22 protein-coding genes and 1 other annotated feature are annotated in these 24,594 nt (G+C 29.3%); of the genes, 8 read left to right on the plus strand and 14 right to left on the minus strand.

Annotated features, from left to right (window positions below):
- Nucleotides 1–56 precede the first annotated feature (56 nt).
- Both pheT and pheS read right to left on the minus strand, forming a co-directional pair.
- Nucleotides 57–2,081: a phenylalanine--tRNA ligase subunit beta gene (gene pheT / locus OCU47_RS09665; protein ID WP_261828392.1), complete on the minus strand. Its 2,025-nt coding sequence runs from the start codon at nucleotides 2,079–2,081 to the stop codon at nucleotides 57–59.
- An 18-nt stretch (nucleotides 2,082–2,099) separates the two neighbouring features.
- Nucleotides 2,100–3,107, minus strand: a complete 1,008-nt coding sequence (gene pheS / locus OCU47_RS09670) for a phenylalanine--tRNA ligase subunit alpha (RefSeq protein WP_261828393.1) — start codon at nucleotides 3,105–3,107, stop codon at nucleotides 2,100–2,102.
- Nucleotides 3,108–3,153: 46 nt separating this feature from the next.
- Nucleotides 3,154–3,436 (minus strand) — a binding site (T-box leader).
- Between the two features lie 242 nt (nucleotides 3,437–3,678).
- On the opposite strand from pheS, the gene OCU47_RS09675 reads away from it, so the two are divergent.
- Nucleotides 3,679–4,896, plus strand: a complete 1,218-nt coding sequence (locus OCU47_RS09675; RefSeq protein ID WP_261828394.1) for a MerR family transcriptional regulator — start codon at nucleotides 3,679–3,681, stop codon at nucleotides 4,894–4,896.
- A gap of 139 nt (nucleotides 4,897–5,035) precedes the next feature.
- Complete coding sequence (locus OCU47_RS09680) at nucleotides 5,036–6,295, plus strand: MFS transporter (protein WP_261828395.1); 1,260 nt, start codon at nucleotides 5,036–5,038, stop codon at nucleotides 6,293–6,295.
- A 29-nt stretch (nucleotides 6,296–6,324) separates the two neighbouring features.
- On the opposite strand, the gene OCU47_RS09685 is transcribed toward OCU47_RS09680, so the two are convergent.
- The 3 genes from OCU47_RS09685 to OCU47_RS09695 all read right to left on the minus strand — a co-directional run bounded on the left by OCU47_RS09685 (nucleotide 6,325) and on the right by OCU47_RS09695 (nucleotide 8,524).
- Nucleotides 6,325–7,158, minus strand: a complete 834-nt coding sequence (locus OCU47_RS09685) for an alpha/beta fold hydrolase (RefSeq protein ID WP_261828396.1) — start codon at nucleotides 7,156–7,158, stop codon at nucleotides 6,325–6,327.
- A 280-nt stretch (nucleotides 7,159–7,438) separates the two neighbouring features.
- Nucleotides 7,439–7,861 (minus strand): MarR family winged helix-turn-helix transcriptional regulator, encoded by a 423-nt coding sequence (locus OCU47_RS09690; protein ID WP_261828397.1) that lies wholly within the window; start codon nucleotides 7,859–7,861, stop codon nucleotides 7,439–7,441.
- Between the two features lie 117 nt (nucleotides 7,862–7,978).
- Nucleotides 7,979–8,524, minus strand: coding sequence for a GNAT family N-acetyltransferase (locus tag OCU47_RS09695; protein ID WP_261828398.1), 546 nt, complete (start codon nucleotides 8,522–8,524; stop codon nucleotides 7,979–7,981).
- A 163-nt stretch (nucleotides 8,525–8,687) separates the two neighbouring features.
- Between OCU47_RS09695 and OCU47_RS09700 the strand changes: the two genes are divergently transcribed.
- From OCU47_RS09700 to OCU47_RS09710, 3 genes are read left to right on the plus strand one after another with little or no spacing between them, the layout of a single operon-like run.
- Nucleotides 8,688–9,482 (plus strand): MerR family transcriptional regulator, encoded by a 795-nt coding sequence (locus OCU47_RS09700; protein WP_261828399.1) that lies wholly within the window; start codon nucleotides 8,688–8,690, stop codon nucleotides 9,480–9,482.
- Between the two features lies 1 nt (nucleotide 9,483).
- Nucleotides 9,484–10,347 carry an ABC transporter ATP-binding protein gene (locus tag OCU47_RS09705; protein ID WP_261828400.1) on the plus strand — a complete coding sequence of 288 codons (864 nt, stop codon included), beginning with the start codon at nucleotides 9,484–9,486 and terminating at the stop codon, nucleotides 10,345–10,347.
- On the plus strand, nucleotides 10,347–11,066 hold the full coding sequence (locus tag OCU47_RS09710; RefSeq protein ID WP_261828401.1) for an ABC transporter permease: 720 nt from the start codon (nucleotides 10,347–10,349) through the stop codon (nucleotides 11,064–11,066). The genes OCU47_RS09705 and OCU47_RS09710 overlap by 1 nt, the downstream gene beginning before the upstream one ends.
- 161 nt (nucleotides 11,067–11,227) lie before the next feature.
- Here the strand turns inward: OCU47_RS09710 and OCU47_RS09715 are convergent, their stop codons facing one another.
- Nucleotides 11,228–12,439, minus strand: coding sequence for a hypothetical protein (locus OCU47_RS09715; RefSeq protein ID WP_261828402.1), 1,212 nt, complete (start codon nucleotides 12,437–12,439; stop codon nucleotides 11,228–11,230).
- Between the two features lie 276 nt (nucleotides 12,440–12,715).
- Between OCU47_RS09715 and OCU47_RS09720 the strand changes: the two genes are divergently transcribed.
- Nucleotides 12,716–13,417, plus strand: a complete 702-nt coding sequence (locus OCU47_RS09720; protein ID WP_261828403.1) for an HAD family hydrolase — start codon at nucleotides 12,716–12,718, stop codon at nucleotides 13,415–13,417.
- Nucleotides 13,418–13,601: 184 nt separating this feature from the next.
- Here the strand turns inward: OCU47_RS09720 and OCU47_RS09725 are convergent, their stop codons facing one another.
- Nucleotides 13,602–14,942: an MATE family efflux transporter gene (locus tag OCU47_RS09725; RefSeq protein WP_261828404.1), complete on the minus strand. Its 1,341-nt coding sequence runs from the start codon at nucleotides 14,940–14,942 to the stop codon at nucleotides 13,602–13,604.
- A 299-nt stretch (nucleotides 14,943–15,241) separates the two neighbouring features.
- Between OCU47_RS09725 and OCU47_RS09730 the strand changes: the two genes are divergently transcribed.
- Entirely contained in the window at nucleotides 15,242–15,958 is a 717-nt protein-coding gene (locus tag OCU47_RS09730; protein ID WP_261828405.1) for an MBL fold metallo-hydrolase, read from the plus strand.
- Between the two features lie 108 nt (nucleotides 15,959–16,066).
- Here the strand turns inward: OCU47_RS09730 and OCU47_RS09735 are convergent, their stop codons facing one another.
- From OCU47_RS09735 to OCU47_RS09755, 5 genes are all read right to left on the minus strand, one after another.
- On the minus strand, nucleotides 16,067–16,498 hold the full coding sequence (locus tag OCU47_RS09735; RefSeq protein ID WP_261828406.1) for a DUF1664 domain-containing protein: 432 nt from the start codon (nucleotides 16,496–16,498) through the stop codon (nucleotides 16,067–16,069).
- A gap of 19 nt (nucleotides 16,499–16,517) precedes the next feature.
- Nucleotides 16,518–16,940 carry a GNAT family N-acetyltransferase gene (locus tag OCU47_RS09740; RefSeq protein WP_261828407.1) on the minus strand — a complete coding sequence of 141 codons (423 nt, stop codon included), beginning with the start codon at nucleotides 16,938–16,940 and terminating at the stop codon, nucleotides 16,518–16,520.
- Between the two features lie 178 nt (nucleotides 16,941–17,118).
- Nucleotides 17,119–17,481 (minus strand): response regulator, encoded by a 363-nt coding sequence (locus tag OCU47_RS09745; protein ID WP_261828408.1) that lies wholly within the window; start codon nucleotides 17,479–17,481, stop codon nucleotides 17,119–17,121.
- 54 nt (nucleotides 17,482–17,535) lie between these two features.
- Nucleotides 17,536–20,385 (minus strand): response regulator, encoded by a 2,850-nt coding sequence (locus OCU47_RS09750; RefSeq protein ID WP_261828409.1) that lies wholly within the window; start codon nucleotides 20,383–20,385, stop codon nucleotides 17,536–17,538.
- 16 nt (nucleotides 20,386–20,401) lie between these two features.
- Nucleotides 20,402–21,472, minus strand: coding sequence for an HD-GYP domain-containing protein (locus OCU47_RS09755; RefSeq protein WP_261828410.1), 1,071 nt, complete (start codon nucleotides 21,470–21,472; stop codon nucleotides 20,402–20,404).
- 303 nt (nucleotides 21,473–21,775) lie between these two features.
- On the opposite strand from OCU47_RS09755, the gene OCU47_RS09760 reads away from it, so the two are divergent.
- Nucleotides 21,776–22,342, plus strand: a complete 567-nt coding sequence (locus tag OCU47_RS09760) for a DUF6143 family protein (RefSeq protein ID WP_261828411.1) — start codon at nucleotides 21,776–21,778, stop codon at nucleotides 22,340–22,342.
- 75 nt (nucleotides 22,343–22,417) lie between these two features.
- On the opposite strand, the gene OCU47_RS09765 is transcribed toward OCU47_RS09760, so the two are convergent.
- Together OCU47_RS09765 and OCU47_RS09770 are read right to left on the minus strand one after the other, a co-directional pair.
- Nucleotides 22,418–23,626 carry a multidrug efflux MFS transporter gene (locus tag OCU47_RS09765; protein WP_261828412.1) on the minus strand — a complete coding sequence of 403 codons (1,209 nt, stop codon included), beginning with the start codon at nucleotides 23,624–23,626 and terminating at the stop codon, nucleotides 22,418–22,420.
- 102 nt (nucleotides 23,627–23,728) lie between these two features.
- Nucleotides 23,729–24,559: an AraC family transcriptional regulator gene (locus OCU47_RS09770; protein ID WP_261828413.1), complete on the minus strand. Its 831-nt coding sequence runs from the start codon at nucleotides 24,557–24,559 to the stop codon at nucleotides 23,729–23,731.
- Nucleotides 24,560–24,594 lie beyond the last annotated feature (35 nt).

Below are 24,594 nucleotides of genomic sequence, written 5' to 3' on the forward strand. Positions count from 1 at the left end.
ATATAAAACATTTCTATACTATTCTTTATTCAAAAAAACATCACCAAAAATATCTTTTATCTAAGCTTTAGCCCATTTTTGCTAAGGTAATCTATAAATTGCTCCTTTACCTTGTTTATTTCTTCAATTTGTAAAGTTGTATTTTTATCACCAATAGTCATTCTAAAAGTAGTACTCTTCATTCCCTCAGGAACATTTGCTCCCATATAGGTATCTATATATTGAGTCTTAATTAGTAGTTCATGAGTAAAAACCTTAATAATTTTTCCTATGCATTCATACGGCATATCTGTAGAACTTAAAATACTAAAATCTAAATAGGTCTCTGGATATTTTGAAACAGGAACATATCTAATTTCTTGTTTTTCAATTGAATTTAATACTTCCAAATTAATATCTAGAATACTAATTACATGTTTATTACCGAATAACTTCAGTGCAGTTGTTGGTATTGAATAAATATACCCTAACTCTATATTTTTATATTTGATTTCAAGACAACAAGCCTTATTTAATTCTTTAATAGGATTATATTCTACCTGAATGTTTTTTATATTGCTCAATAAGTAACTACAAATACCCTTTAAATATCTATACACTTCTTCCTCTTCTTTATTGCTATAAATTGCAGCAATAAAATGCTTAGGTTGAGCCAACTCATTTTTCTGCATTGAGAATATTCTCCCAATCTCAAAAATCTTGATTTCTTCATAATTTTTTCTATTATCATAAATCATCTTTAATAAGTTTGGAGCCATATCACTTCTTAACTTATCAAACTGCTTAACACTTGAATTAGCTATTTTCAAAGCACTATCATAATTGTATCCTAATTTTTCAACCCAATTATTATCATACCAGCAATAAGAATGAACCTCATTAAAATTGAACTTCTTTACAAGTAAATCCTTTATTGAATATTCCATATCTTTCATAACATTTCTTACAGGACAAACAGTTTCTGCTTTGTATGGACTGCCTTTTATATTATCATATCCATAAACTCTAAGGATTTCTTCAATAATATCAGCTTTACAGCTAATATCCTTTGTTGCTCTGTAGGTTGGTACCTTTATATTATAAATACTGCCTTTTTCCTGTACTTCAAACTGCAAACTATTTAATATCTTCAAAATAGTACTTTTATCTATTGTATTTCCTAAATAAGTTTCAATATATTTATGCTCAATGCTAATATTTATGGATTCTACAGGTTTTATTATATTATCATACAATAATGTTCTAAGTTCTACCTGTGGTTGATATTGTTTTAAAAGTTTTAAGAACCTACCTATGGCCACAGTTGTGATTGCTGTATCCAAAAGTTTTTCATACCTTGCACTTGCATCAGTCCTTACGCCAATGGCTGAAGCTGTTTTTCTTACATTTACACCCTCAAAGGTAGCTGACTCAAGTATTATTCCTTCTGTGTTTTCTGAAACTGCAGAATCAGCACCACCTATAATTCCTGCTATAGCCAAAGGCTTATCCTGATTGCATATCATTAAGGTACCTTTTGGCACTTCTCTTTCTAAATCATCAAGGCATTTAAACTTAATTTCCTTATCTATTGAAGTCACCTTAATACAATCAATGCCTTTTTCATCAAAAGTATGAAGCGGCTGACCAACATCAAGCATAACATAGTTTGCTAAATCAACTATTATATTAATTGGCCTTATACCACATTTTATTAATCTTGTAGCTATAAGCTCTGGTGAACTACTCACCTTAACATTATCAATTTTTATAGCAGAATATCTTAAACATTTTTCTTTATCCTGAAGTTCAACTTCTAACTTCTCTCCATCAGAACAATTTAAATCCTGTTCTCCTACATAATCTACACTTTTTAACTTTCTAGCAGTGATTGCAGCAATCTCTCTAGCTATTCCATAATGACACCATAAATCTGGTCTATTAGTCAAAGATTTATTGTCAATTTCAATTATCACATCATTTTCTACATGATGTACCTCCTCTATTTCAGCTGTTGTAATTGTAAATTTACTTACAAGCCATTGCACATCTATATCTTTTATATCTACATAATCATTTATCCAATCTAATGATATCTTCATTTTCCTTACCTCCCACAGTTATTTGAATTGTTTTAATATATTCAAGTTACCAGAATTGAAAACTCTAATATCAGGTATACCGTATTTCATCATTGCAAGTCTTGTAAGACCAAGTCCAAATGCAAAACCAGTATATTTTTCACTATCAATTCCACCATACTTTAATACATTTGGATGAACCATACCACAAGGTAATAGCTCTACCCATCCTGAGTTTTTACAAGTGGAACATCCTTTTCCACCACATATTTCGCATTTTATATCCAACTCAAATCCTGGCTCCACGAAAGGGAAATATCCTGGTCTAAGTCTTACTGTGATTTTTCTCTCAAACACTTTGCTTAGCATTGTTTCCATGGTATAAATTAAATTTGATACTGATATCCCCTCATCAATTACAATACCTTCTAACTGGTAAAATGTATTTTCATGAGAAGCATCTATATCTTCATTTCTAAAGCATTTTCCTGGGATTATAGCCTTTATTGGAGGAGAAAATTGCTCCATTATATGCTGCTGCCCTGCTGAAGTTTGAGTTCTTAACACCATTCCATTTTCTAACCAGTAAGTATCCTGCATATCTCTAGCTGGATGATATTTAGGAACATTCAACGCTTCAAAGTTATAATAATCTGTTTCAACCTCATTTGTATCAGCTATCATAAACCCCATACCTTTGAATATTTCTTCAATCTCTCTTTGAACTATAGTAATTGGATGATAGGTTCCTTCTTCAAATTCATTTCCCGGAAGTGTATCATCAAATTTACCTTTTGAATTATTATTAGAGAATTCATCTTTAAGTTCTGAAATTCTTTCTGTAATAAAGGCCTTTAACTTATTTGCTTCTGCACCAATTGTTTTTCTTTCATCAATACTAAATTTACTCAAAGACTTTAGAATATTTGTCAACTCACCATTCTTCCCCAAAAATTTTATTCTCAAATCCTCAAGTTCTTCATTAGTTTTTGCCTGCTCTAAAGCTTCAACTGCAATTTTCTTTAATGGCTCAATTAGATTATCCATTATTCTTCACTCCTTTTTGTCTATAAAAATAAAAACCTCCCGTCCCATAAAGGACGAGAGGTTAAACTCACGTGTTACCACCTTAATTATCAAATTAATTATAAAATTTATATTCTAAATTTCACAATCTACTTAATATCTCAAATAGATACAGGAAACTAAATCCGATATCCTCTTTCTTGTAACGGCGAAAGCTCCGTCTTGCCTAATTATATTTCAGCTTAAAACTCCAGAGGGAACTTCAAAATATCTTCAACTGCAGGATTCTCAGAAACTCCTACTCTCTGTAAGTATCATATAAATCTACTTTTCTCTATCATCGTCATATCCATATATCTTTTGGATAATTTTAGTCCTAATTAAATCATATGTCAATATCTTATTAGTGTGTATATCTATATTAATTTTATACTACTATTTCTAAACAATACCTGTTTGCTAATGTGATATAATTATTTAATATGTTTCAAGTATCAATTAAGGCCTCTGAAAATAGACTAGCATATAAACCTATGTACTTTCAGATACCTAATAACAATTATAAATATTATCATTAGTAGAGGTTGATTAAATGAAGATTGGTAAATTTGTTGAAATAAATAATTTAACTATTGATACAATTAGACATTATATGGACAAGGGTTTAATAACACCTGAAAAGAAGGGTGGTCAGTACGACTTTGACTCTAAATGTCAAAATGATTTGGATACTGTTCTAGAGCTTAAGACAATGGGATTTTCATTAAATGAAATTAAGTCAATATTATTATATAAAAAATTAGCAAAACTTATCAATTATGAAGAAAATCAATGTATTAAAACTCTTTTTATTAACAAAGATAAGGAGTTAGAGACACAAATAAATGATCTTTCTATTATGCAACAAAATCTTAGGCTAAAATTACACCAAATCTCAAAAATTCAAGCTAGCAATAAAACTACCATAGGAGTAAATATAAATACACTCCATCTACTAAAATGTTTAAAATGTGGACATGATTTAGAGTTAGCTGATGGAAATATAGTAAAAAATCAAATAGCTAATGGTAATTTAGTTTGTTCTTGCGGTGAAAGATACATAATTGAGAGTGGCATTTTAAAACTTACAAATAAAGACTTAGATTATGACATTAAGTTTGATATGGATTATATAATGGAATATATGAATACTACTAGTAATCATTTTCTTAATAATCTATATAAAAGTGTGGATTGGTTCAATAAAAAGATAGATTTTGCCACTTTAAATAGCAAAGTAATCCTTGAATTAGGTTCAGGAATAGGATTCTTTTTGAGAAACATTTATGAAAGTCTACCTAACGATTCCTTATATATAGCTGTAGATCATGATATAAATAGACACATATTTTTAAAAAGCATTTTGGAAGCTTCTAACTGTAAGAAAAATATTCTTTTTATATGTTCTGATTTTCTCAGTATTCCAATAAAAAATCATTGTGTGGATACAATTGTAGATATTTCAGGAACAACTAATTACAGTTTTGAAAATAAAGATTTTTTATTGAAACTAACTAATGATTATACTAAGAATGATTCAGATTTAATCGGAAGCTATATCTTATTTAAGAATTTTGTAAGTAACAGCCAAATTAAAGATGCTTTTAGGAATAATTTTTCGTTAAAACACGTTAAGCAACAACTTTCAGAGCTTGACTACAACATAATTGATGAAAATATATCAAACTATATTGATGAAGGTGGAAAATATGAGAACTTTTTTGAAAATGGAGAAAAAATCTACTCATATTTATTTCTAGGAAAAAGATAGGGTTGACCCTATCTTTTATTCATTTTTCAATGAAATTTTTCTTAAATTACATATTGAAATGGTGATAGCACTAGGTTTTACAATGGACTCAAGGCATCTTCCTCAAAATATAGTGATGTCTAAAGGAAAGTGATTGTAAATGAAAGCACTAGTTATATCAAAAATTAACTTCTTAAAAAATGAAGAATTATCAAACTTAACTTTATTTTCAGCTGCAAGCTGCATATCTCTGTTTGGAACATCCATATACAATCTTGCTATTAGTCTATATGTTTTAAAAATTACTGGTTCAAGCTTAAGCTTTGCCACAACTCAAACTCTTAGCATTATATCAACAATACTTGTAAGTCCATTTGCAGGGGTACTGGCTGACAAAATTGATAAAAAAGTTCTATCTATAATTGGTGATTCTATAAACGGACTCATTATGATATGTCTTTATCTACTAACCTTAAAGTATCCACTAAATATATCAATGATCTATATAAGCACCTTTTGTTTAAATGTATTTTCAACTGTCTATGGAATTACTACAGAAGCTGCCAAACCTAACTTAGTATCAAAAAAGTATCTTATGTCAATAAATTCTATAAGCAAAGTAATAGAATCTTCCTCCTCTATAGCAGGTCCCATGATTGGTGGCATAGTTTATGCCTTTTTAGATGTTAAATTATTCATCCTAATTAACGGCCTATCTTTTTTATTATCTGCTTTACTTGAATTGTTTATAAATTTTAAGTTTAACTATAATGCTGAAGAGAAAGAATCTCTAAAATTTAATATTTTAAAAGATACATTTGACGGCTTTACTTATTTAAAGAGCAGAAAAAATATTATTAATCTCTTAGGAGTTCTTGTGGCTCTAAACTTCTTTATGGGACTTTCAATAACTGTGCCAATGCCTTATATAATAAATAATATATTAGTACTCAATACTAATTTTTTTGGAATAATAGAAGCAGCTTTCCCTATTGGAATGATTTTAGGAGCTATTATAATCAAGAAAGCCATTAGCAAATATTCATATCAACAAATTATAGTATCAACTAATTTATTGCTAGCCTTTTGTATGATATCAATAGGAGTTTCTGTTATACTCCACTATAAAATATCAAATGAAATTTTCTACTTGATATACTTCCTTATTGTTATGATCCTCGCAGGAACAGCAGTATCCTGCATTGATATACCACTCTTCTATATATTACAGCAAACAGTTTCTGATGAATTTAGAGGTAGAGTTTTAAGTCTTGGTATAAGCGTTGCAAAAATAATTCTTCCTGTTGCATTAATTATCGCTGGAGTGCTAATGAACGCTATTCCAAGCTTTATTCTACCTATATTGAGTGGCATTTTACTCTCAATCTTCAGCTTATTCTTTATAAAAATTAATTATTAAATGTTAGACTGCTCTGTAAATAAGATAATTTATATTTTCATTAAGAATTCATCAAAATATTCATAGAATTCTTCTTTATTTGCTAAGTGAACATTATGATCCGGATGTGACATTTTACAAGGAATACAATTAGAAATCATAGACTTCATTTTATTATATTCATCATCTGGCACTTCTTCAGGATTGCTTGATTTAATTAAAAGTACTAAACACTTTATGCTTGGTAGTAGATGAAACCAATCTTCATAATATTCACGTATGGCTGTCATAGCCTTTGCACTAAAGAGCATTTTATAACCTTCCACAGTTTCAACTAAACTCTTCATAAAGTACTCATATTCCAAATTGGAACTAGAAGCTTGCTTAATAAAGTTGCTTGCTTCACTTAAACTAGAAAAAGGTAGTGGCCAATCTTGGGTCATTCCATCATTTTCTTTAAGTTCCTCTAGAGGCATAGAACTCTGCTTTTCTGGGCCTGCTGCTGACATATCTAATATAGCTAATGCTTTTATTAACTTAGGATGTTCTGCTGCTAAATATGCAGCAGTTCTACCTCCCATAGAATGACCCACTAAAATTGCTGACTCTATGTTTAACTCAGCTAACAACTCAAATATATCCTCTGCCATTTCCTCACCAGTATACTTTGATATAGGTTTACTACTTAGTCCATGTCCCCTTTGATCTGGTGCAATAACCCTATATTGATTCCCATACTTTTTCATGAAATCAACCCAATTCTCTGCTCTTCCCCACAACCCATGTAAACAAAGTATAACTGGTCCTTCAGTTTTAGTATCTAGATAGAACATTTCGATATTCTTTAACTTTATAATATTTCTATAAATCTTAATTTCTTTCATTTTATTTTTCCTCCATTTAATTGGTACACACACTTTCACACAAACGTAGTTTGTTTATCTTATCAAGTGAGACTTGATTCAGGTGGGGTGTATCCCCATCTGAATCTTAGTTGAACTTATCCAGGAGTGTGCAGCCGTTATCTCCAACTTAAAGAAGTTGGCGTGTTACGGATGCTAGCTATCGGATAAAAAACTTAAATATAATTCATCAATCAAAAAACAATCATCATTTTCAAGAAATATACATTAGTTTTATATCAAACTATTTGACTAAAAAAATTTAAAAATTACTTTTTATTTTTATTAATATTCTTAATAGTTCCTCCTTCTCATTTTCTGAAACTCCTTTGTATACTGTAGACATTAAGTCGCTTGATATTGATTCAAACATTGGTTTCAATTCCTTACCCTTTTCAGTTAGGGCTACAAATGTTACACGATTATCATCAATAGCTTTTGCTTTCTCAACATAGCCTTGCTTTATTAATTTGTCTACAAGTGCAGTTACTGTTGACTTATCTTTACCTATTTTCTCAGCCAATTCTTTCATTGTCAGTTTTTCTCGATATAAAAGAGCAAAAATAATATCTCCATGGGATGGTACTAAGCCTTTTATCCCCCAACTATCCATCTCATTTATAATAAATTTATTTGCACTTTCTCTTACTTTTGAAATTAATGAAATTATATCTGTTGTTTTCATAATTTCATTATAGTTTTATATCAAATTATTGTCAATAATTACTATAAAAAAAGTAACCTCTTCACAACGTTGAGGTTACTTTTGTATGTTTTTAAATCTTCAACTTTAAATTATATTTTATCTATAGTAATAATCATCATAATTCCTAAATTTTCTATTAATATGCTTAAAGCCACTGCTCTTCAATGCCAAAATTCGTTCACTGGCTTCTGGAATTGCCTTAGTAAGAACTACTTCAACACCAAAGAGTTCATAAAAGAACTCATTTGAAACATCTAATATATCTTCTATAATTGACTGGATCTCATACTTGCTTTGAAGATCTATTCTCAAAATACCATAATGGTTAAAATCACCTTCTGCACTTGCATGAAACATTTCTATTGTTCCAATCTTTTCATTTGTGTTATTTAAAATTACAGTCCATCTTACAAAGTACTTATTAGCATATGAAAACTCCCAAAAGTCAACTGCTTTTTGCATCCTTTCCATAGTTATATAGTGAAAATCATCTCCATTACAATTATCAGAATTAAATAGCGGCACTGCCTTTTCATCTGAATAGCATTTAAGTAAGTCTTCTACATCTTCCTTACTTGTTTTTCTTAACGTAATTAATTCTTTCTCATATATAGGACATTGTTCATAAACATTCTTACTCATAATAACATAAACTACCCTTTCCATTTTTTACATTACTAGTATAGCACTAAAATTGCGACAATAGTCTGTCGTATATAAACTTATATTTTAAAATTTTTTGAAATATATTGTTGCTTGTGACGCTACGTTATATTATATAATAAAATCATTAGGAGGTAAAAAAATGAAAACTAAAGAGTTATTAACAGTTGGTGAACTGGCTAAGATAATGAACATAACAGTTCGTACATTACAATATTACGATAAACAAGGATTACTAACTCCATCCTCAAAGAGTGAAGGTGGTAGGCGATTATATACAAAGAAGGATGTAGTAAAGCTTCATCAAATTCTATCATTTAAATACTTAGGATTTTCTTTAGAGGATATAAAACATAAACTAATTTCTTTAGATGATCCTAATGATGTAATAAATATATTAAATTCTCAAGAAAAATCTCTTAATTCTCAAATTTCCAAGTTACAAAAAGCAGTAAATGCAATCCAATCCTTAAGAGATGAAGTAAAACAAAGTCATGATGTAGATTTCAACAAATATGCAAATATAATCTCAATGATTCAACAAGAAAATGAAGGTTATTGGGTTATTAAATTTTTTGATGATAATCTTCTAACACATGCTAGGGATAAATACTCTATTGAACCTGAAATTGCACGAGCCCTTTTTAACAAATGGCAGAGTCTCTGTGATGATATAGCCTCACTTTCTGAACAAAATATAAGTCCAGAAAATGAGGAAGGACAAGATCTTGCAAAACAGTGGTGGACTTTGGTCATGGATTTCACTGAAGGCGACTTAAGTATGCTACCAAAACTAATTGCATTTAATAAAACCAAAGAATTCTGGACTGAAGAAATGATGAAAAAACAGAAAGCAGCTGATAATTTTATTGGCAAAGCTTTAGAAATATATTTTAAAAATAATTCTATTGATAATCCATTAAAAAAGGAGGATTAAAATGACTTTAGCTATAAAAGTTGAAAATCTCACAAAAAATTATGGACAAAATTCTGTTCTTAATGATATTTCATTTGAAATCAATAAAGGTGAAATATTTGCACTTCTAGGTACAAATGGTGCAGGCAAAACCACTACACTTGAATGTATTGAAGGACTAAAAAAATACGACAGTGGGAAAATATTCGTTCAAGGTAAATTCGGTGTCCAATTGCAGTCAGCGTCCTTACCTTCAAATATTAAAGCAATAGAAGCATTTACCCTATTTAGCAAGTGGAATAAAACAGTTGTTGATATTTCACTTTTTGAAAGTCTTGGTTTAAATGAAATAAAAAACAAACAATATTGTCAGATGTCAACTGGACAAAAAAGGCGTCTTCATCTGGCACTAGCACTGATAGGAAATCCAGATATAATCTTTCTAGATGAACCAACTGCTGGGCTTGATGTAGAGGGTAGAATTGCACTCCATGAGCAAATAAGAAAATTAAAATCAAATGGAAAAACAATTATTTTATCAAGTCATGATATGGCTGAAGTAGAAGATTTATGTGATAAAATCGCAATATTAAAAGGTGGTAAATTTGTATTTATGGGTTCTCCTAGTGAACTGATTTTAGAGATGCAATCAGAAATAACACTGCAAATTAAGACCACTGATCCTTTTATTTGCACTAATTTTAGCCATTCTAGTTATTTAAAAACTGAAGGAAGCTATCATTACTTTGTAACTATTAATATTAGTGATGCTTTATTAGAAATATTAACTTATCTTAAAAGCATATCAAATTCTGTGCTTGATATAAGAATTATACATCAATCATTAGAAGAAAGCTTTTTAACTATTGCAAAGGAGGGAAAGTAATGCAAGCATTTTTATATGAAGTCTTACTTCAATGGAAAATAGATTTTAGGAATAAAGGTATTTTGCTAACTTATTATGTTGTACCATTAGTTTTTTTTGGATTCATGGGAGGTATATTTACTACTATCACTCCTGATTCTAAGAAAACATTAATTGAATCAATGTCCATATTCAGTATTACTATGGGGGCGATTCTAGGTGTCCCAGTTCCAATATCACAAACTTATGGAAGTGACTTAAAAAAATCATTCCAAGTTGGTAGCATTCCTATGTATGTTCCTGTGCTAACCAACTTTATCTCATCCTTTGTGCATCTATTTATAGTCAGTATAATAATTTATTTAACTGCACCAATTTTCTTTAAAGCTTCAATCCCTCAAAACATTTTTAAATATTTTTTAGTACTAGCTATTTTTATAGTTTGCAGTTTAAGTGTTGGAGTAATTTTAGGGCTTATAATTAAAAATACATCTAGACTCACCATGATCTCTCAACTTATTTTCTTACCTTCAATTATGGTTTCTGGAATAATGTTTCCTGCTAAACTATTGCCAAAATTCCTTATGATTATAAGCAAAGCTTTTCCTGCAACCTGGGGTTTTGAGTTGATGAAAGCAACTAATTTAGATTTATTGTTTCTAACTCCTCTCTTAATAATTTTTATTATTTGCGCAGGCATCAGCTTCTATGTAATTAAAAGACTACAGCTTGCTAAATAAATTGTGTTTAATAGAAGAGGCAGAACCTTTTACTAGGATCTGCCTCTTGTAATATATGTTTATATAAAAATATATAAATATTTATAGTAAAAATGCCGATTTGGAGTTACTTTTCATACATCTTAAAATATATAATGAAAATGTATGGTATTATATAAAATCTATAAATATTTAAATAACACTAATTTATCTTTAATTATTGTACAGGTTCCTTCGTATATACTCACAGAGTTATCTTTAGTGTTTTTTATTTTCACAAAATCTTTATAATTATCTCCATTGTCATCCTCTGTCCAAAATTCTGTTATAATATAGTCACCAACTACCCCTTGAAAACTTTCTCTTACATCATCTAGCACAATATTATAACTATTCTTATAAATTCCTTTTATAATGTATTTATTTTTATTGACAACTATTATTTCGTATATTTCTTTATTCTTTATATTGTGACATAAATTGTAGTAACTATAAGATGAACTATCCGTATCACTTTTTACACTCTTTAATATTCTTTTTTCAAAATTTCTTTTATCAACTAAAAATATTTGTTCAATTTTGGTTTCAAAATTCATTACTCTATAATAAATATTTTCATCATCCATACCAAAATATCTTGTCCAAGCATTAAGTTCTGTTTTATGAATTTCTTTAAATGGAATTACATTACATCCACTCTTTACTGATTCAGCAAACTTACTTAATGAAATAATATTTATACTTTCTCTGTAACCATTCCTGTAAAAGTCTTCTTTTCCTATTCCTTTCTCAAATATTTCTTGAAGTTCCACGTCATACATATATGCTTCTTCAAAAACAACGTATCTACTTCCATCAACTGAATACGGAATAAAGTAATCCCTAATTCCTGAAGCAATCCTTATATCATTTATTTTATATTCCTTTTTCCCCTCCAAGTCACATAATATAGCATAATCATATTCTCCTTTTAATTCTTTTTCTAAATCAGAATGTTCTTTATCAATTTTATAATCATTTCCATTAACCAATACATATCTATCACTTAAAATATTAACAAATGCATTTTTTGTTATGCAATAAAGGTTTTCTATTCCTCCATCAGTAAGACTTATCCTATATATATACATTTCTTTGCCTTCACTATTCGCCTTAGTTAAGCAGGTATATAAATAATTATTTAGTATACAATTATCATGTAAACCACATTCAGCAGTTTCTATACCTACCTTATTTATCCTTTCAACACATTTATTTGTAAAATAATAAATATAGACGTAACTTTTATATATACCATTTTCAAGCTCTATACCCTGAAAAATTAATTCACTATCATTTTCTGAAACAACTTCAAACATATCAAAATCAAACTTTCTTAAATCAATTAAATCCATCTCTGCCTCCTTGTAGGAATAAAGTATCTAGACATTTCATTTTTAATTTTTCCTTTGTATCTTCTTCTGTATATTCACAATAATTTTTCTGCTCATCTTTCCTGAATTAGATTTGCTTGTTATATTGAAAATTATAACATAAATACTTACATATGGTGCCAAAACATCACAACTTAAAAGATGTGCTATACTGTATATATGAGATTTCTATTAATAAAACATTAAACAGTAGCTAATACATACATTACAAAAATTTTCTTAGAGTTGGAGGTATCTATGAAACAAAAACTTTTAAAACACAATATAAGTGTTGTATTTTTTGATCTATTCTTCACTTTAATCACCCCTAAATATAATTGTTTAAGGAATGAAAATGACGTATTAGGAATTTCCATTGAAGAATGGGAGTCTTATGCAGAGGATCTTGAATTATATAATAAAAGAGCTACTAATAAAAGTATAACCCCTGAATTAATAATTCAATATATTATTGAAAAAATGAAATTAGATATTGCTGAAAATGATAAAACTGAAATACTTAATTTGAGACAACAACGATTAAAAAATGCTTTGCTTAACATAGATTGTACAATTCTTGATGTTCTTTCAGACTTGAAAAAAGGTGGCAAAAGAATCTGCCTTATTAGCAATGCAGACATGCTTGATATGATGCATTGGGATAACTCCCCACTATGCAATATATTTGATGAAAGAATTTTTTCTTGTGAAGTTGGATATTTAAAACCTCATCCACAAATCTATCAAATTGCCTTAGAAAAAATGAATGTCATCCCTGAAAGTTGTGTTTTTATTGGTGATGGTGGCTCTGATGAATTAAAAGGTGCAAAAACATTAGGAATGAGCACTATAGCCACTGGCTATTTATTAAAAAGAAATGAGGAACATCAAAAGTCAATTAACCAATTTGCAGATTACTACATTGAAGATTTTAATGAACTTAGAAGTATACTATTATAATCCAAATTTTTTTGTATATAGAACTATTCCACTTAAATGTTGGTAGAAAAATGCCGAATTTTTGTAACTTGTCCAACAACATTATTATGGAATAGTTCTATACAGATAATAAACAGTACTAAACACTTTATAAATTAAAATTATTTATTAAAATCTCTCTATATATAAATAATTCAGTTTCTTTCTAACTCTGAGCACTAATTAAACTAATCTTCTTACTGATTCCAATACAACTAATTAATAAAAATGCAGTACATACTACCCATATAATAGGTTCAGTAATACATATTCCAAAGTACCCCATTGTTGGTGCTAAATAAGAAACTGCTACTATCTTACCTCCAAGCTCAAAAAAGCTAGCTATAATAGGTATAACCTTTTGTCCTATGCCCTGCAATGTGCTTCTAAGAATAAGCAAAATACCTAAAACATAATAAAAAGGTGTATCTATACGAAGATACTTTGTTGCTGTTTGAATAATTTCAATTTGACTTGTACCAGTAATTCCAGAAATTATTATTGGCATAAAAGTATAAGATATTATTATACATACAGTTGCCCATATCCATGATACTAAGATAGTTTGCTTAAGTCCTTTTTTGATTCTATCTGGTTTCTTTGCTCCATAGTTTTGACTTGAGAATGTAGCTGCAGTTACACTAAGAGTTCCAAATGGGAGCATAAACATTTCTGAAATTTTACGAGCTGCTGTATGAGCTGCAATAGTCGCAGTACCAAAACCATTAATTGAACTTTGTAATATTACTGTACCACTTGCTACAACTGATAGCATAAGTCCCATGGAAATACCTGTACTAAATAACTCTACTATAAGTGATCTTTTAAATTTGAAATGTCTCCTTTTTAATCTTAAAATCGGATAGTTTTTTAATATGTACCTAAAGCATAGAACCGTTGATAATAGTTGAGATAATACTGTAGCATAAGCGGCTCCTTCAATGCCCATTCTGAAAGTACAAATAAACAGAAAATCTAATATTATATTTACTACTGTGGATATAATTAGAAAATATAATGGATTTTTTGTGTCTCCTAAAGCTCTAAGAATACCTGCCAGCATATTATATAACATTGAAAATGTCATTCCTAATAAAATAATCCTTATAAATAGAAGTGCATTATCCATAATATCTTTTGGTGTGTCTAATAAGTTTAAAAGACTTTTAATTCCCAAAAGACTTGAGACAGTTAGAACTGCTGAGGTAGCTAATCCTAAGACAATTGTTCCAGCCACCGCTTGTCTCATTTTTTCATAATCCTTAGCACCAAAATAACGTGCTACTATAACAGCAAACCCATTGGTCATACCAATTGCAAATCCTATAATAAGACTAACAATTGGAGCTGTTGCCCCTACTGCTGCTAAAGCCTTAACAGATAAAGTCTGTCCAACAATTACTGTATCAATAAGATTATATAATTGCTGAAATATGTTTCCTATCAATATAGGGATTGCAAAGGCTATAATCAACTTTATTGGACTTCCTTTTGTTAAATCCTTCATAAAATCCTCCTTTGTTTTAATATTTAAAATATAACTAATATATTCACACTAATTATTTTCATGCATTACATTTTACTTTATACTGTAATGATTTACAACATAAAAATTATATATTTTTATCTATACTAATTTGACCTACTTAATATGCATAGCCCTTATGTACTGCTTTCTAAATTAACGCCTGCTCATTTAGTTCAAGAAATAAATCAGTCCTCCTGCTAGCCTATTTGGACTTGTTATTTATTTTCAAATGCTTTATGCTATAACAAATGCAAATATTAACTTAAAGGAGAACATAAATGAAAGTTACTTACATTGAACATAGTTGCTTTTCTGTGGAATTAGATAATGTTATTCTAATCTTTGATTATTACAATGGAATTATTCCTGCCTTTGATGCACAAAAAACAATATATATTTTCTCAAGTCATAAACATCAAGATCACTTTAGTTTAGATATATTTAGTTTAATGAAAGATTATCCTAATGTGCACTATATTTTATCAAGAGATATTAAAAGAAAATATAATCAAAAATTCTTTTTTAATCATGGTATTAGTGAAAATATTTATAAGAAAATTACATTTATAGGCGGCAATGATGTTCTTGAAAATTCTGATTTAAAAGTTGAAACATTAATTTCAACAGATGCTGGTGTAGCATTTATTGCTACAGTTAACAATAAGACAATCTATCATGCTGGAGACCTTAATTTATGGATTTCTAATTTTGATAGTGATGATGATAATAAAAAGATTACAGTACATTTTGAAAGAGAAATAAATAAACTCAAAGGCAGACATTTTGATTTAGCATTCTTGCCTTTAGATCCTCGATTAGAAGAATATTTTCATTTAGGATTTGATTATTTTATGAATACTACTGATACAGATAAAGCATATGCTATGCACTTTTGGAAAGATAACTCTGTAATAGATAGGTTAAAATCAATGGATTGTTCAAAATCATATCGTGACAAAATTGCTGATATAAGTGATTATGGGATCATTAAATAAATTTATCCCACTGCTTTAATATGATGTTAAAGTATACTCCTAAAAATAATAACTATTGTATATAGAAATAGCACTATATACAATAGTTATATGCATACCCTATTAAAATCAATGTAAGTTCACTAAGATTAAACCTACAATGCAACATCCTATTCCTGCTATTTGATATACCCCAATATGTTCCTTATAAAATATCACACCAGCAAAAATAAGCAAAATAGCTATACCTATGCTTGCTATAAGTGATCCTTTACTTACATTCCAACCAACCCTATACATATAAATGTATCCGATTTCCACTCCTACAATAGCTGCACCAAGAACGTAGCTCGTCCAATTTATTTTATGTATTTCTATTGATATATGATTAGATTTAGGTGATATAAAATACATAATTAATGTAATTATGGTTGCTACTAAGTAGGTTACCGTTAAAGATAAAAATGTATTGATTCCTTTAGGTATACTTTTAGACGTTAAATGATAAATGAAATTAAAAATGATAACTATAAAAATTGGTAAAACATATTCAAATGGCATATTCTTTCTCCTTTTCGTGCTACAATTCTTTTCTCATACAAATATGTGGACAAAATTCATCTAAATAAGGTTCACCAATTGGAATATAGCCTAATTTTTTATAGAACTCCTGAACTCTACATTGTGCTGATAACTCAACGCATGTTCCACCTAATTTTTCAACTTTTTCCTCTAATATTTTTATAATTTTATTGCCAAGATGAAGTCCTCTATATTTTTCTAGAACAGCTACTCTTCCGATAATAAATGTTTTATTAGCTTCTAATTGAAATAACCTTGCAGTTCCTATAGGTTCTCTATCTACAAATAACAAAAGGTGAAATGATTTATCATCACATTTATCAAATTCATTTTGAAAACCTTGTTCTTTTACAAATACTTCTTCTCTTACATGTTTAACTTCCTTACATAAATAATCATAAAATTTGAAATTAATCTTCATTTTACCCTCCTAAAAATTAAAAGCGTTCAAAATTCACTCCTTCTAAGACCTACGGAGTAAACTTTGAACGCTTATATATCGTCTTTATCCGGTGACAAAGACATAAACTTTCACTATTAACTTTTATCTTAATATATAATAAATCATTTTCTCAATAATTTCAAATTAAATTTGAACTCTAATTATATTGCTCTAGCACTTTTAATACAGCTTCTGCGGTAAATGGCTTCCTAATGTAACCCTTAGCTCCTAATTCCATACATTGTTCCTTTACTTCTTCATGGCCAACTGCAGAAATAATAATAACTACTGCTTGCGGATTAATTTCCATTACTTCTGTTAACACCTGAATACCATCCATCCTAAACTCAGACATGTTTAAATCCAAAATAACAATATCAATATTTTTACTCTCAAATATCTCAACTGCTTCTTCTTTCCCAGATGCTTCAAATATATTATAAGAATCTCCTTTTTCTACTATTTTTCTTACAAACATTCTCATGTATGATGAGTTATCAACTATTAAAACTTTTTTCATACTTAAGCCCCTTTACATATATCTTTTTTTAATAACTGTATAGTTTTATTCAAATTAATGACATGAGTCTTTTATTTGAATAAATAAATTAGAACATTCAACTTTATTTTGTTGTTTAGCTGCTTCTTCAAGCTTTATTGCTACTTCATAAATTGATGCTATTCCAAACGTACCAGAAGATCCTTTTAATTCATGAGCTCCTCTTGCCAACTTATTGAAATCACTATTCTCAATAGCCTCATTAATTTCATTCAATAAATCTGGTAAACATTTTATATAATCTTCAAGTATTTCTCTTGCTTCATCTTTATCAAGCTCTGTAATATTAATAAAATTTTCAATATTATTATCTATTATTCTACTATAATCGTCAACTTTTTGCTTTGCTTTAGTACTATTTTCTATTTTTTTAAACATTTTATCGAAATTTATTGGTTTACTTATGTAATCATCCATTCCTGTTTTAATACACTTCTCATAATCACCTTCCATGGCATTGGCAGTCATAGCAATAATTGTAGTGTGCTTTTTTTCACCTTCTAGTTGCCTTATTTGAGACGTACATTCATAACCATCCATTATAGGCATCTGGCAATCCATAAAAACAACATCATAAGATTTCTCTGATATTGCTTTAAGTGCTTCAACACCATTAACAGCTATATCACAATTGATTCCTCTTAACTTAAGCATGCTAATAATTATTCTTCTATTCATTGCATTGTCTTCAACAATCAAAATCCTAGGTTGTAATATATCATCAGGTTCTTTAACTGTACTGTCCTTTACATTTTTACCTTTTTGTTCATCTTCCTTTTTTAATCCTAGTTCTTTAGCAATGCAACCAAGTAGATCATCTTTTCTCACAGGTTTAGTTAAACAAGATGAAAAGCCATATTCTTTCGCTTCTTTGGTCTCATCCTTTTGCATTACAGAGGTTAAAAGTATTAACTTTACATCCTTTGCAAAAGGAATTGTTTTCAATGTAGTTGCAAGTTCATAGCCACTCATATCTGACATTTTATAATCTACAATAGCAATACTTATTTTGTTTTCTGTATTTACATTTGTAAGTATTGAAGTAATAGCATTCCCAGCACTCTTTGCCTCAAATATATTAAGACCAGTTCCTTGAAAATATGAACTAACACTCTTTCTATTGTTGTCATTATCGTCAACAATCAAAATATTGGTACCCTTAAACTTCTCAAAGTCAAATTTCTGTTTTAAAACTTTTTTAGCAATTTTTAAACGTGCATCAAATTTAAAGGTTGAGCCTTTTCCAAATACACTCTCAACACTCATTTTTCCGCCCATCATTTTAACCAATTCATTTGATATAGCTAATCCTAAGCCAGTTCCACCATACTTTCTAGTTGTAGAAGCATCTGCTTGACTAAAAGACTGAAACAACTTATTAATATCCTCATATCGGATTCCTATTCCTGTATCCTTTACTTCAAATCTAAGATTAACTATTTTATTTTCTTCTTCTATACAATCAACTGTAACAGAAATTTCACCAGTTTCTGTGAACTTTACTGCATTGCTTATTAAGTTATTTAATATCTGTCTTAGCCTTGAAGGATCACCAATCACTTCTTCTGGCACCCCATCTTTAATCATTACATAAACCTCAAGTCCTTTTTCAGCTGCCTTTGGAGCAAGAAGCGATACTGCATCTTCGATGGTATTCCTTAAGTTAAATTTAATTTTCTCCATCGTAAGTTTCTTCGCCTCAATTTTAGAAAAATCTAATATATCATTAATAATATATAATAAAACTTCTGAAGCTGATTGAGCTTCACGTATAAATTCTTTTTGTTCCAAAGATAAATCAGTTAATTTTAACAATTGAAGAAATCCCAATATTCCGTTCATTGGTGTTCTAATTTCATGAGACATATTTGCCAAAAAATCACTCTTTGCAATATTAGCCGCTTCTGCTTGCTCTTTTGCCTTATATAACTCAGCTTCTGCAATCCTTTGCTCTGTAATATCTTCAGCAGTACAAATAAGATACTTAATATTACCAAAAGCATCTCTTTGAGGCTTGCTTTTAATTTGAAGTAATCTGGTTTCACCCTTCCAATTTTTAATTTCTAATTCCTTTTCAGCAGGCCCATTTTTTTTAAATAAATCCCAGTTGATTTGTGAAAGCTTGTTTGCTGTATCTATATCAAAAATATCAAATAAATCTTGATATTCTAACTCACTTTGTTTCTTACCAAAGAACTTTGCATGTGCTTCATTTGCAGTGGCATATGAAGTAACATTACTTAATGCCCAAATCTGCGACTCAGCATTATTAAGCAAAATTGCCTGTCCATCAAGAGTTGATTTATAATTTCTTTCTTTTTCAATTCTTACTTTTGTGTATGAAAAGGCCTTAGAAATATCTGTTAAAACTCTAATTTGATTTTCTTGCCATTTTAAAGGCTTCGTTAAACTTTCAAATCCAATAAATCCTATTAATTCATTTTCATTTTTTAATGGAACCATAAGACAAGATTGAATTCCCTCCTCATTAAAAGCATCAGCTTCAAATACTGCTTGAGCAGGAAATTCATTTATATTATTTATAAAAATAAAATCCCTCTTCTTAATCTCACGAATAAGCCACGGATGAGTATAAACCACTTCTTCCTCTTGAGATTGTCTTTTTGGTATTATATTATCTTTATTCCATTGACATTCTATCTGCATAAAAGTAGGATCTTTTGAAAAATAGTACATATAAATTCTATCTATATCAAAAAATAATCCTATCTCCTCCAACGACTTTTTCACCTCAGATTGGTAATTAATACTATCAACTTCTAAAAATTTAAGAAAAGTACTATTAATTAGTCTGATACAATCTTTGGAGTAATTAACATTTATGCAATCACACTTATCATTCATATAACTGCCCCCAAAATTAAAATTCACAAGTTTTTGTGATAAATAAAGTTAATTCTTTTAATAAATCTACTTCATAGGATTCTGAAAGTAGGTTTCCATATTTATCATAGATGACTTTCACCACTGGTCTGGTTGGCATTGAACTATTTTGTTTCACCACTAATCCCTTTTCATTTGTGCTTAAAACAACACCACTACCAGTTGGAAAAGCAGCTATATTCATAGTAAACTTTCTTACTATATCTGCATCAAAATGAACATTACTCATCCCCATAAGATATTCAATTACTTCAGATACGGTTTTATTTTCAACCCCATTTCTCCCTGATATCAAGTTATCAAAAACATCACATATAGATACTATCTTTGCAACTTGGTTTATTTCATCTCCATGCAACTTCAGAGGATATCCACTACCATCATTTCTTTCATGATGCATTAAAACAGCTACCTTCACATACGAACTCCAAACATGCTGCTTTCCTAAAACATCATATCCCACCTTTGGATGCATCAATTCTACATACTCATCTAGTTCTTCCTTAGTTCCAAATTCTGATATAAGATTTTTATCATTTAAAATTTTTGTCTTACCTATATCGTGTAATAGTGCACCTGTAGCTATATCTTTAAGCCTTGATATACTATATCCCATATGAGTGCCTATTATAGTAGCTAACACACTAACATTAACAGAATGTGAATATATATTATTATCACTCGCACTTATTTCAGCTACATTTATCAAAACATCTTTATTTGATAGTACATCTTCAAGTATTGAATCTACTGAATTTACAATACTATTATTAAGAATTTTTCCTTCACGGCAATACGCTTCAGTCATTTCCTTAACAGCTCTTTTACTCATTTGTCTTGTCTTATCAGAAATACTCTCTTCAATGATTACATTCTTTGATATGTCATCATCGATATATACAGAATTTATCCCAAGTTCTTTTATTCTCTCTATGTAAAATGGTTTTAACCTTACTCCAACATTAAGTAAAACTCTACCCAATTCATCATATATCTGCTTTCCTAGAACTTCATCCCCAGTTAAGTTAGAGACACTAACAATTCTCATATAATCCTCCAAATAAAATAATAATTATGTACTAGCTACTTTAGATAAATAGCCAAATAGTGAAAATAATGTACTTTTCTAACTGAGTCCAAAATGAGAACATCATTAGTAATAATTATATTTAAAATATTAACATATTCATCCCTTTTTGACTACTAAAAACGCAAAAAACGACATTATTTTTGTTTCTTTAATATACTTTAGTTGTTAATGCTTTGAGAACATTTCAAGTTTTACAGAATATTATATATAAACAGATAAACTGCACTGAAGATAAAAAAATAATTTATAGGAGATAAGATCATGATAAATGAGTATGATAAGTATTTTGTAACTCCCCCTAATAATAGACCTCAATATGTAGTAAGCGTTACCCCTTCATTGTCTATATCCATGCAAGGAAATTATTTTGTAGGTCAAACTGAGACTTTATCTCTAGGAAATGGCACTTATGCTTGGACTGGTTTAGTAAACCCACCTCACTCTCATATGAATTTGTATGCAAATGTATTTACTGTTTCAAATTTTTCAAATGAAGATTTAGTTACAGAAATATGGCTTAATACTAATATACCTGCAAATGCAAGTGTGGCCACTAAGGTTTCTCCAAGCAATACATCAATTATGCCACTTCCGATAAATAGAGTAGATATTCTATATAAAGACTCAATTAATAATAATACACCACCACAGGCTGGAGTTAATATATATCAAAGGATTGTACCACCTATGACAACATTAGTTAGTGAAGAGGACGGAAAGTTTATTGAAGCTCCTGGTGGAAACTATTCATTAGTCATAAAGTCATTAACTTCAAATCCTGCTCAAGCAGTAGTTGCTTTAGGTTGGTGGGAAAAAGTGAAATGTTAAAAAATTCATTCTATGAATGAGCTAATAAATTAGGCTGTATATGTTGATATATAAATCTCCATATACAGCCTAATTTTATAGTATCAAATTTTTATTGGTTGATGGAAGTTTTTTAAATACTGAAAAGTAAACCCAAGCTGCATTTATAAGCAGTAACGAACTAGTAATAAAGAATACATATCTTATACCAAAGCAAGCTGCTACTTGTCCACCTAAAATAGAGCCTCCAAATATTCCTAAATATTGAGCTGACATACTAAATCCAAATATTCTCCCTGTAAGAGAACTCGGTGTAATCTTCTTTATAAGTATATTAACAGATGGAGTAAGTCCTGCTGTTGCTAATCCTAATAGAAAACGAAGTCCCATTAGCTGCCAAGGATTTTTCACAAATGCTTGTGGTATAAAAATTACGCCTGCTACTAAAAGTGCAATCAACATAATCTTTTGTGGCCCTACTTTATCAGAAAGTTTTCCTAGCCTTGGAGCAGCAATTATGCTTGCTAGACCTGAAGCTGAAAAAGCCATCCCAGCTACCAATGCGACATGACTACTATTTCTGGATAATTGAGTAACATACACTGTAACAATAGGTTCTATAGAATATAGAGCTAATGTCAATATAAAAGATGTAATAAACATTGTTATAAGTAATGTTGAGTCAGGAATAAGATTCCACACTTCCTTAGCACTAAGAACTTTTCTGTCCTCTTTTACAAAGGATTCTTTTACAAATAATACAGTTGTAATAAAAGCAATTATTAGTAGAGTTCCTGTAATAAAGAACACATTTTGTAAACCAAAGTTCTCTTCAATATAGCCTCCTATCATAGGGCCAAGCAGTGAGCCTCCTATTGATGCTGTAGATAGTGTTCCTAAAGCCCATCCTGCATGTTCTTTATCTGCCTGAGTAGCAATTAATGTAGTGCAAGCTGTACTATAACCTGCTACAACTCCCTGCAATAACCTTAAGGATATAAGTTGATACACGTTATTGACAAATCCCATGCTAAATATAATTATTGACATACCAAAACTTGACCTTAAAAGCATAGGTTTACGTCCAACTTTGTCAGCGAGATGTCCCCAAATTGGAGAGAAAATAGCTAACATTATAAAATTAGCACCAAAAGCAATTCCTGAGAATTGTTCTACTAAGGCAGTGTTTTGTACTCCCAGATGCTTTATATAAAGAGGTAATATTGGTGCAATTTGACTCATACCAATGCTTGTTACAAACATTCCAAACCAACAAACTATTAAATTTCTTTTCCACATTTTCATGAATATAAGCCTTCTTTCTTTTGTAATTCAAATATTAACGAAGTGTATTAACAATACCATCTTTATTTTAAATTACAAAATGGCTTTATACCATGCACTATCTTAAACATCATGGACATTCTTGCTATAAAATTCTGTTGGACTTATACCTTCCATCTTTTTAAATATCCTGCTAAAATAAAATTCGTCACTAAATCCAACTTCATTTGCTACTTCCTTCACTTTTTTATTACCATCAATTATAAGTTCCTTAGCTTTATCAATCTTCATTTTATTAAAAAACTCTATTATAGAATATCCTGTATTATCCTTAAATACTCTTGATAAATAAGTTGGCGATAATTGTGCACTATTTGATAATTCATTTAAGGTTATTTTAGCATTTATATTTTCACGCATATATTTAATGATATTTTCTATTTTTAGAGATACAGAATAATTATGATTTTCTCTTTTTTTATTTCTATAAATTTCAAAAATCAATTGTTGAAGTAAGGTTTTTGAAACAAACTCGTAGTCAGGAAGTTTTTCATTCCAGCTCTCAACCATCTTTCTAAATATGTAGTTTATTTGATAGCAATCTCTTACTTCTTGGATTGGGTTTAACGGCAATCCTTTAGTTTCATTTCTAATATCCCACTTATTATCACTGAAAATTACATCTACATAACTAAAATGAACAGATATAAAATATAGAGGATTTTTCAAATCAGACTCGATTGATTGTTTTATGTTTGAACATATGTAAAACAACATACCTTCTTTAGCATTATATATTTTATTATCAATTGTTATATATCCATTTCCTCCCGTAACTAAAAGAAGCTCATGATGGTCAAGAGTTCTGGTTATCTTTGGTCTATACTTCCAAGGCTCATTAGCCTGTCTCATATTACAATAATTTATGTGAACAAATAGGTTGTTTATGTTCATTTAGTATCCTCCACAAATTAAGTAAAATAATTCAT

Source organism: Clostridium sp. TW13 (assembly GCF_024345225.1).
Taxonomy (GTDB): Bacteria; Bacillota; Clostridia; order Clostridiales; family Clostridiaceae; genus Inconstantimicrobium; species Inconstantimicrobium mannanitabidum.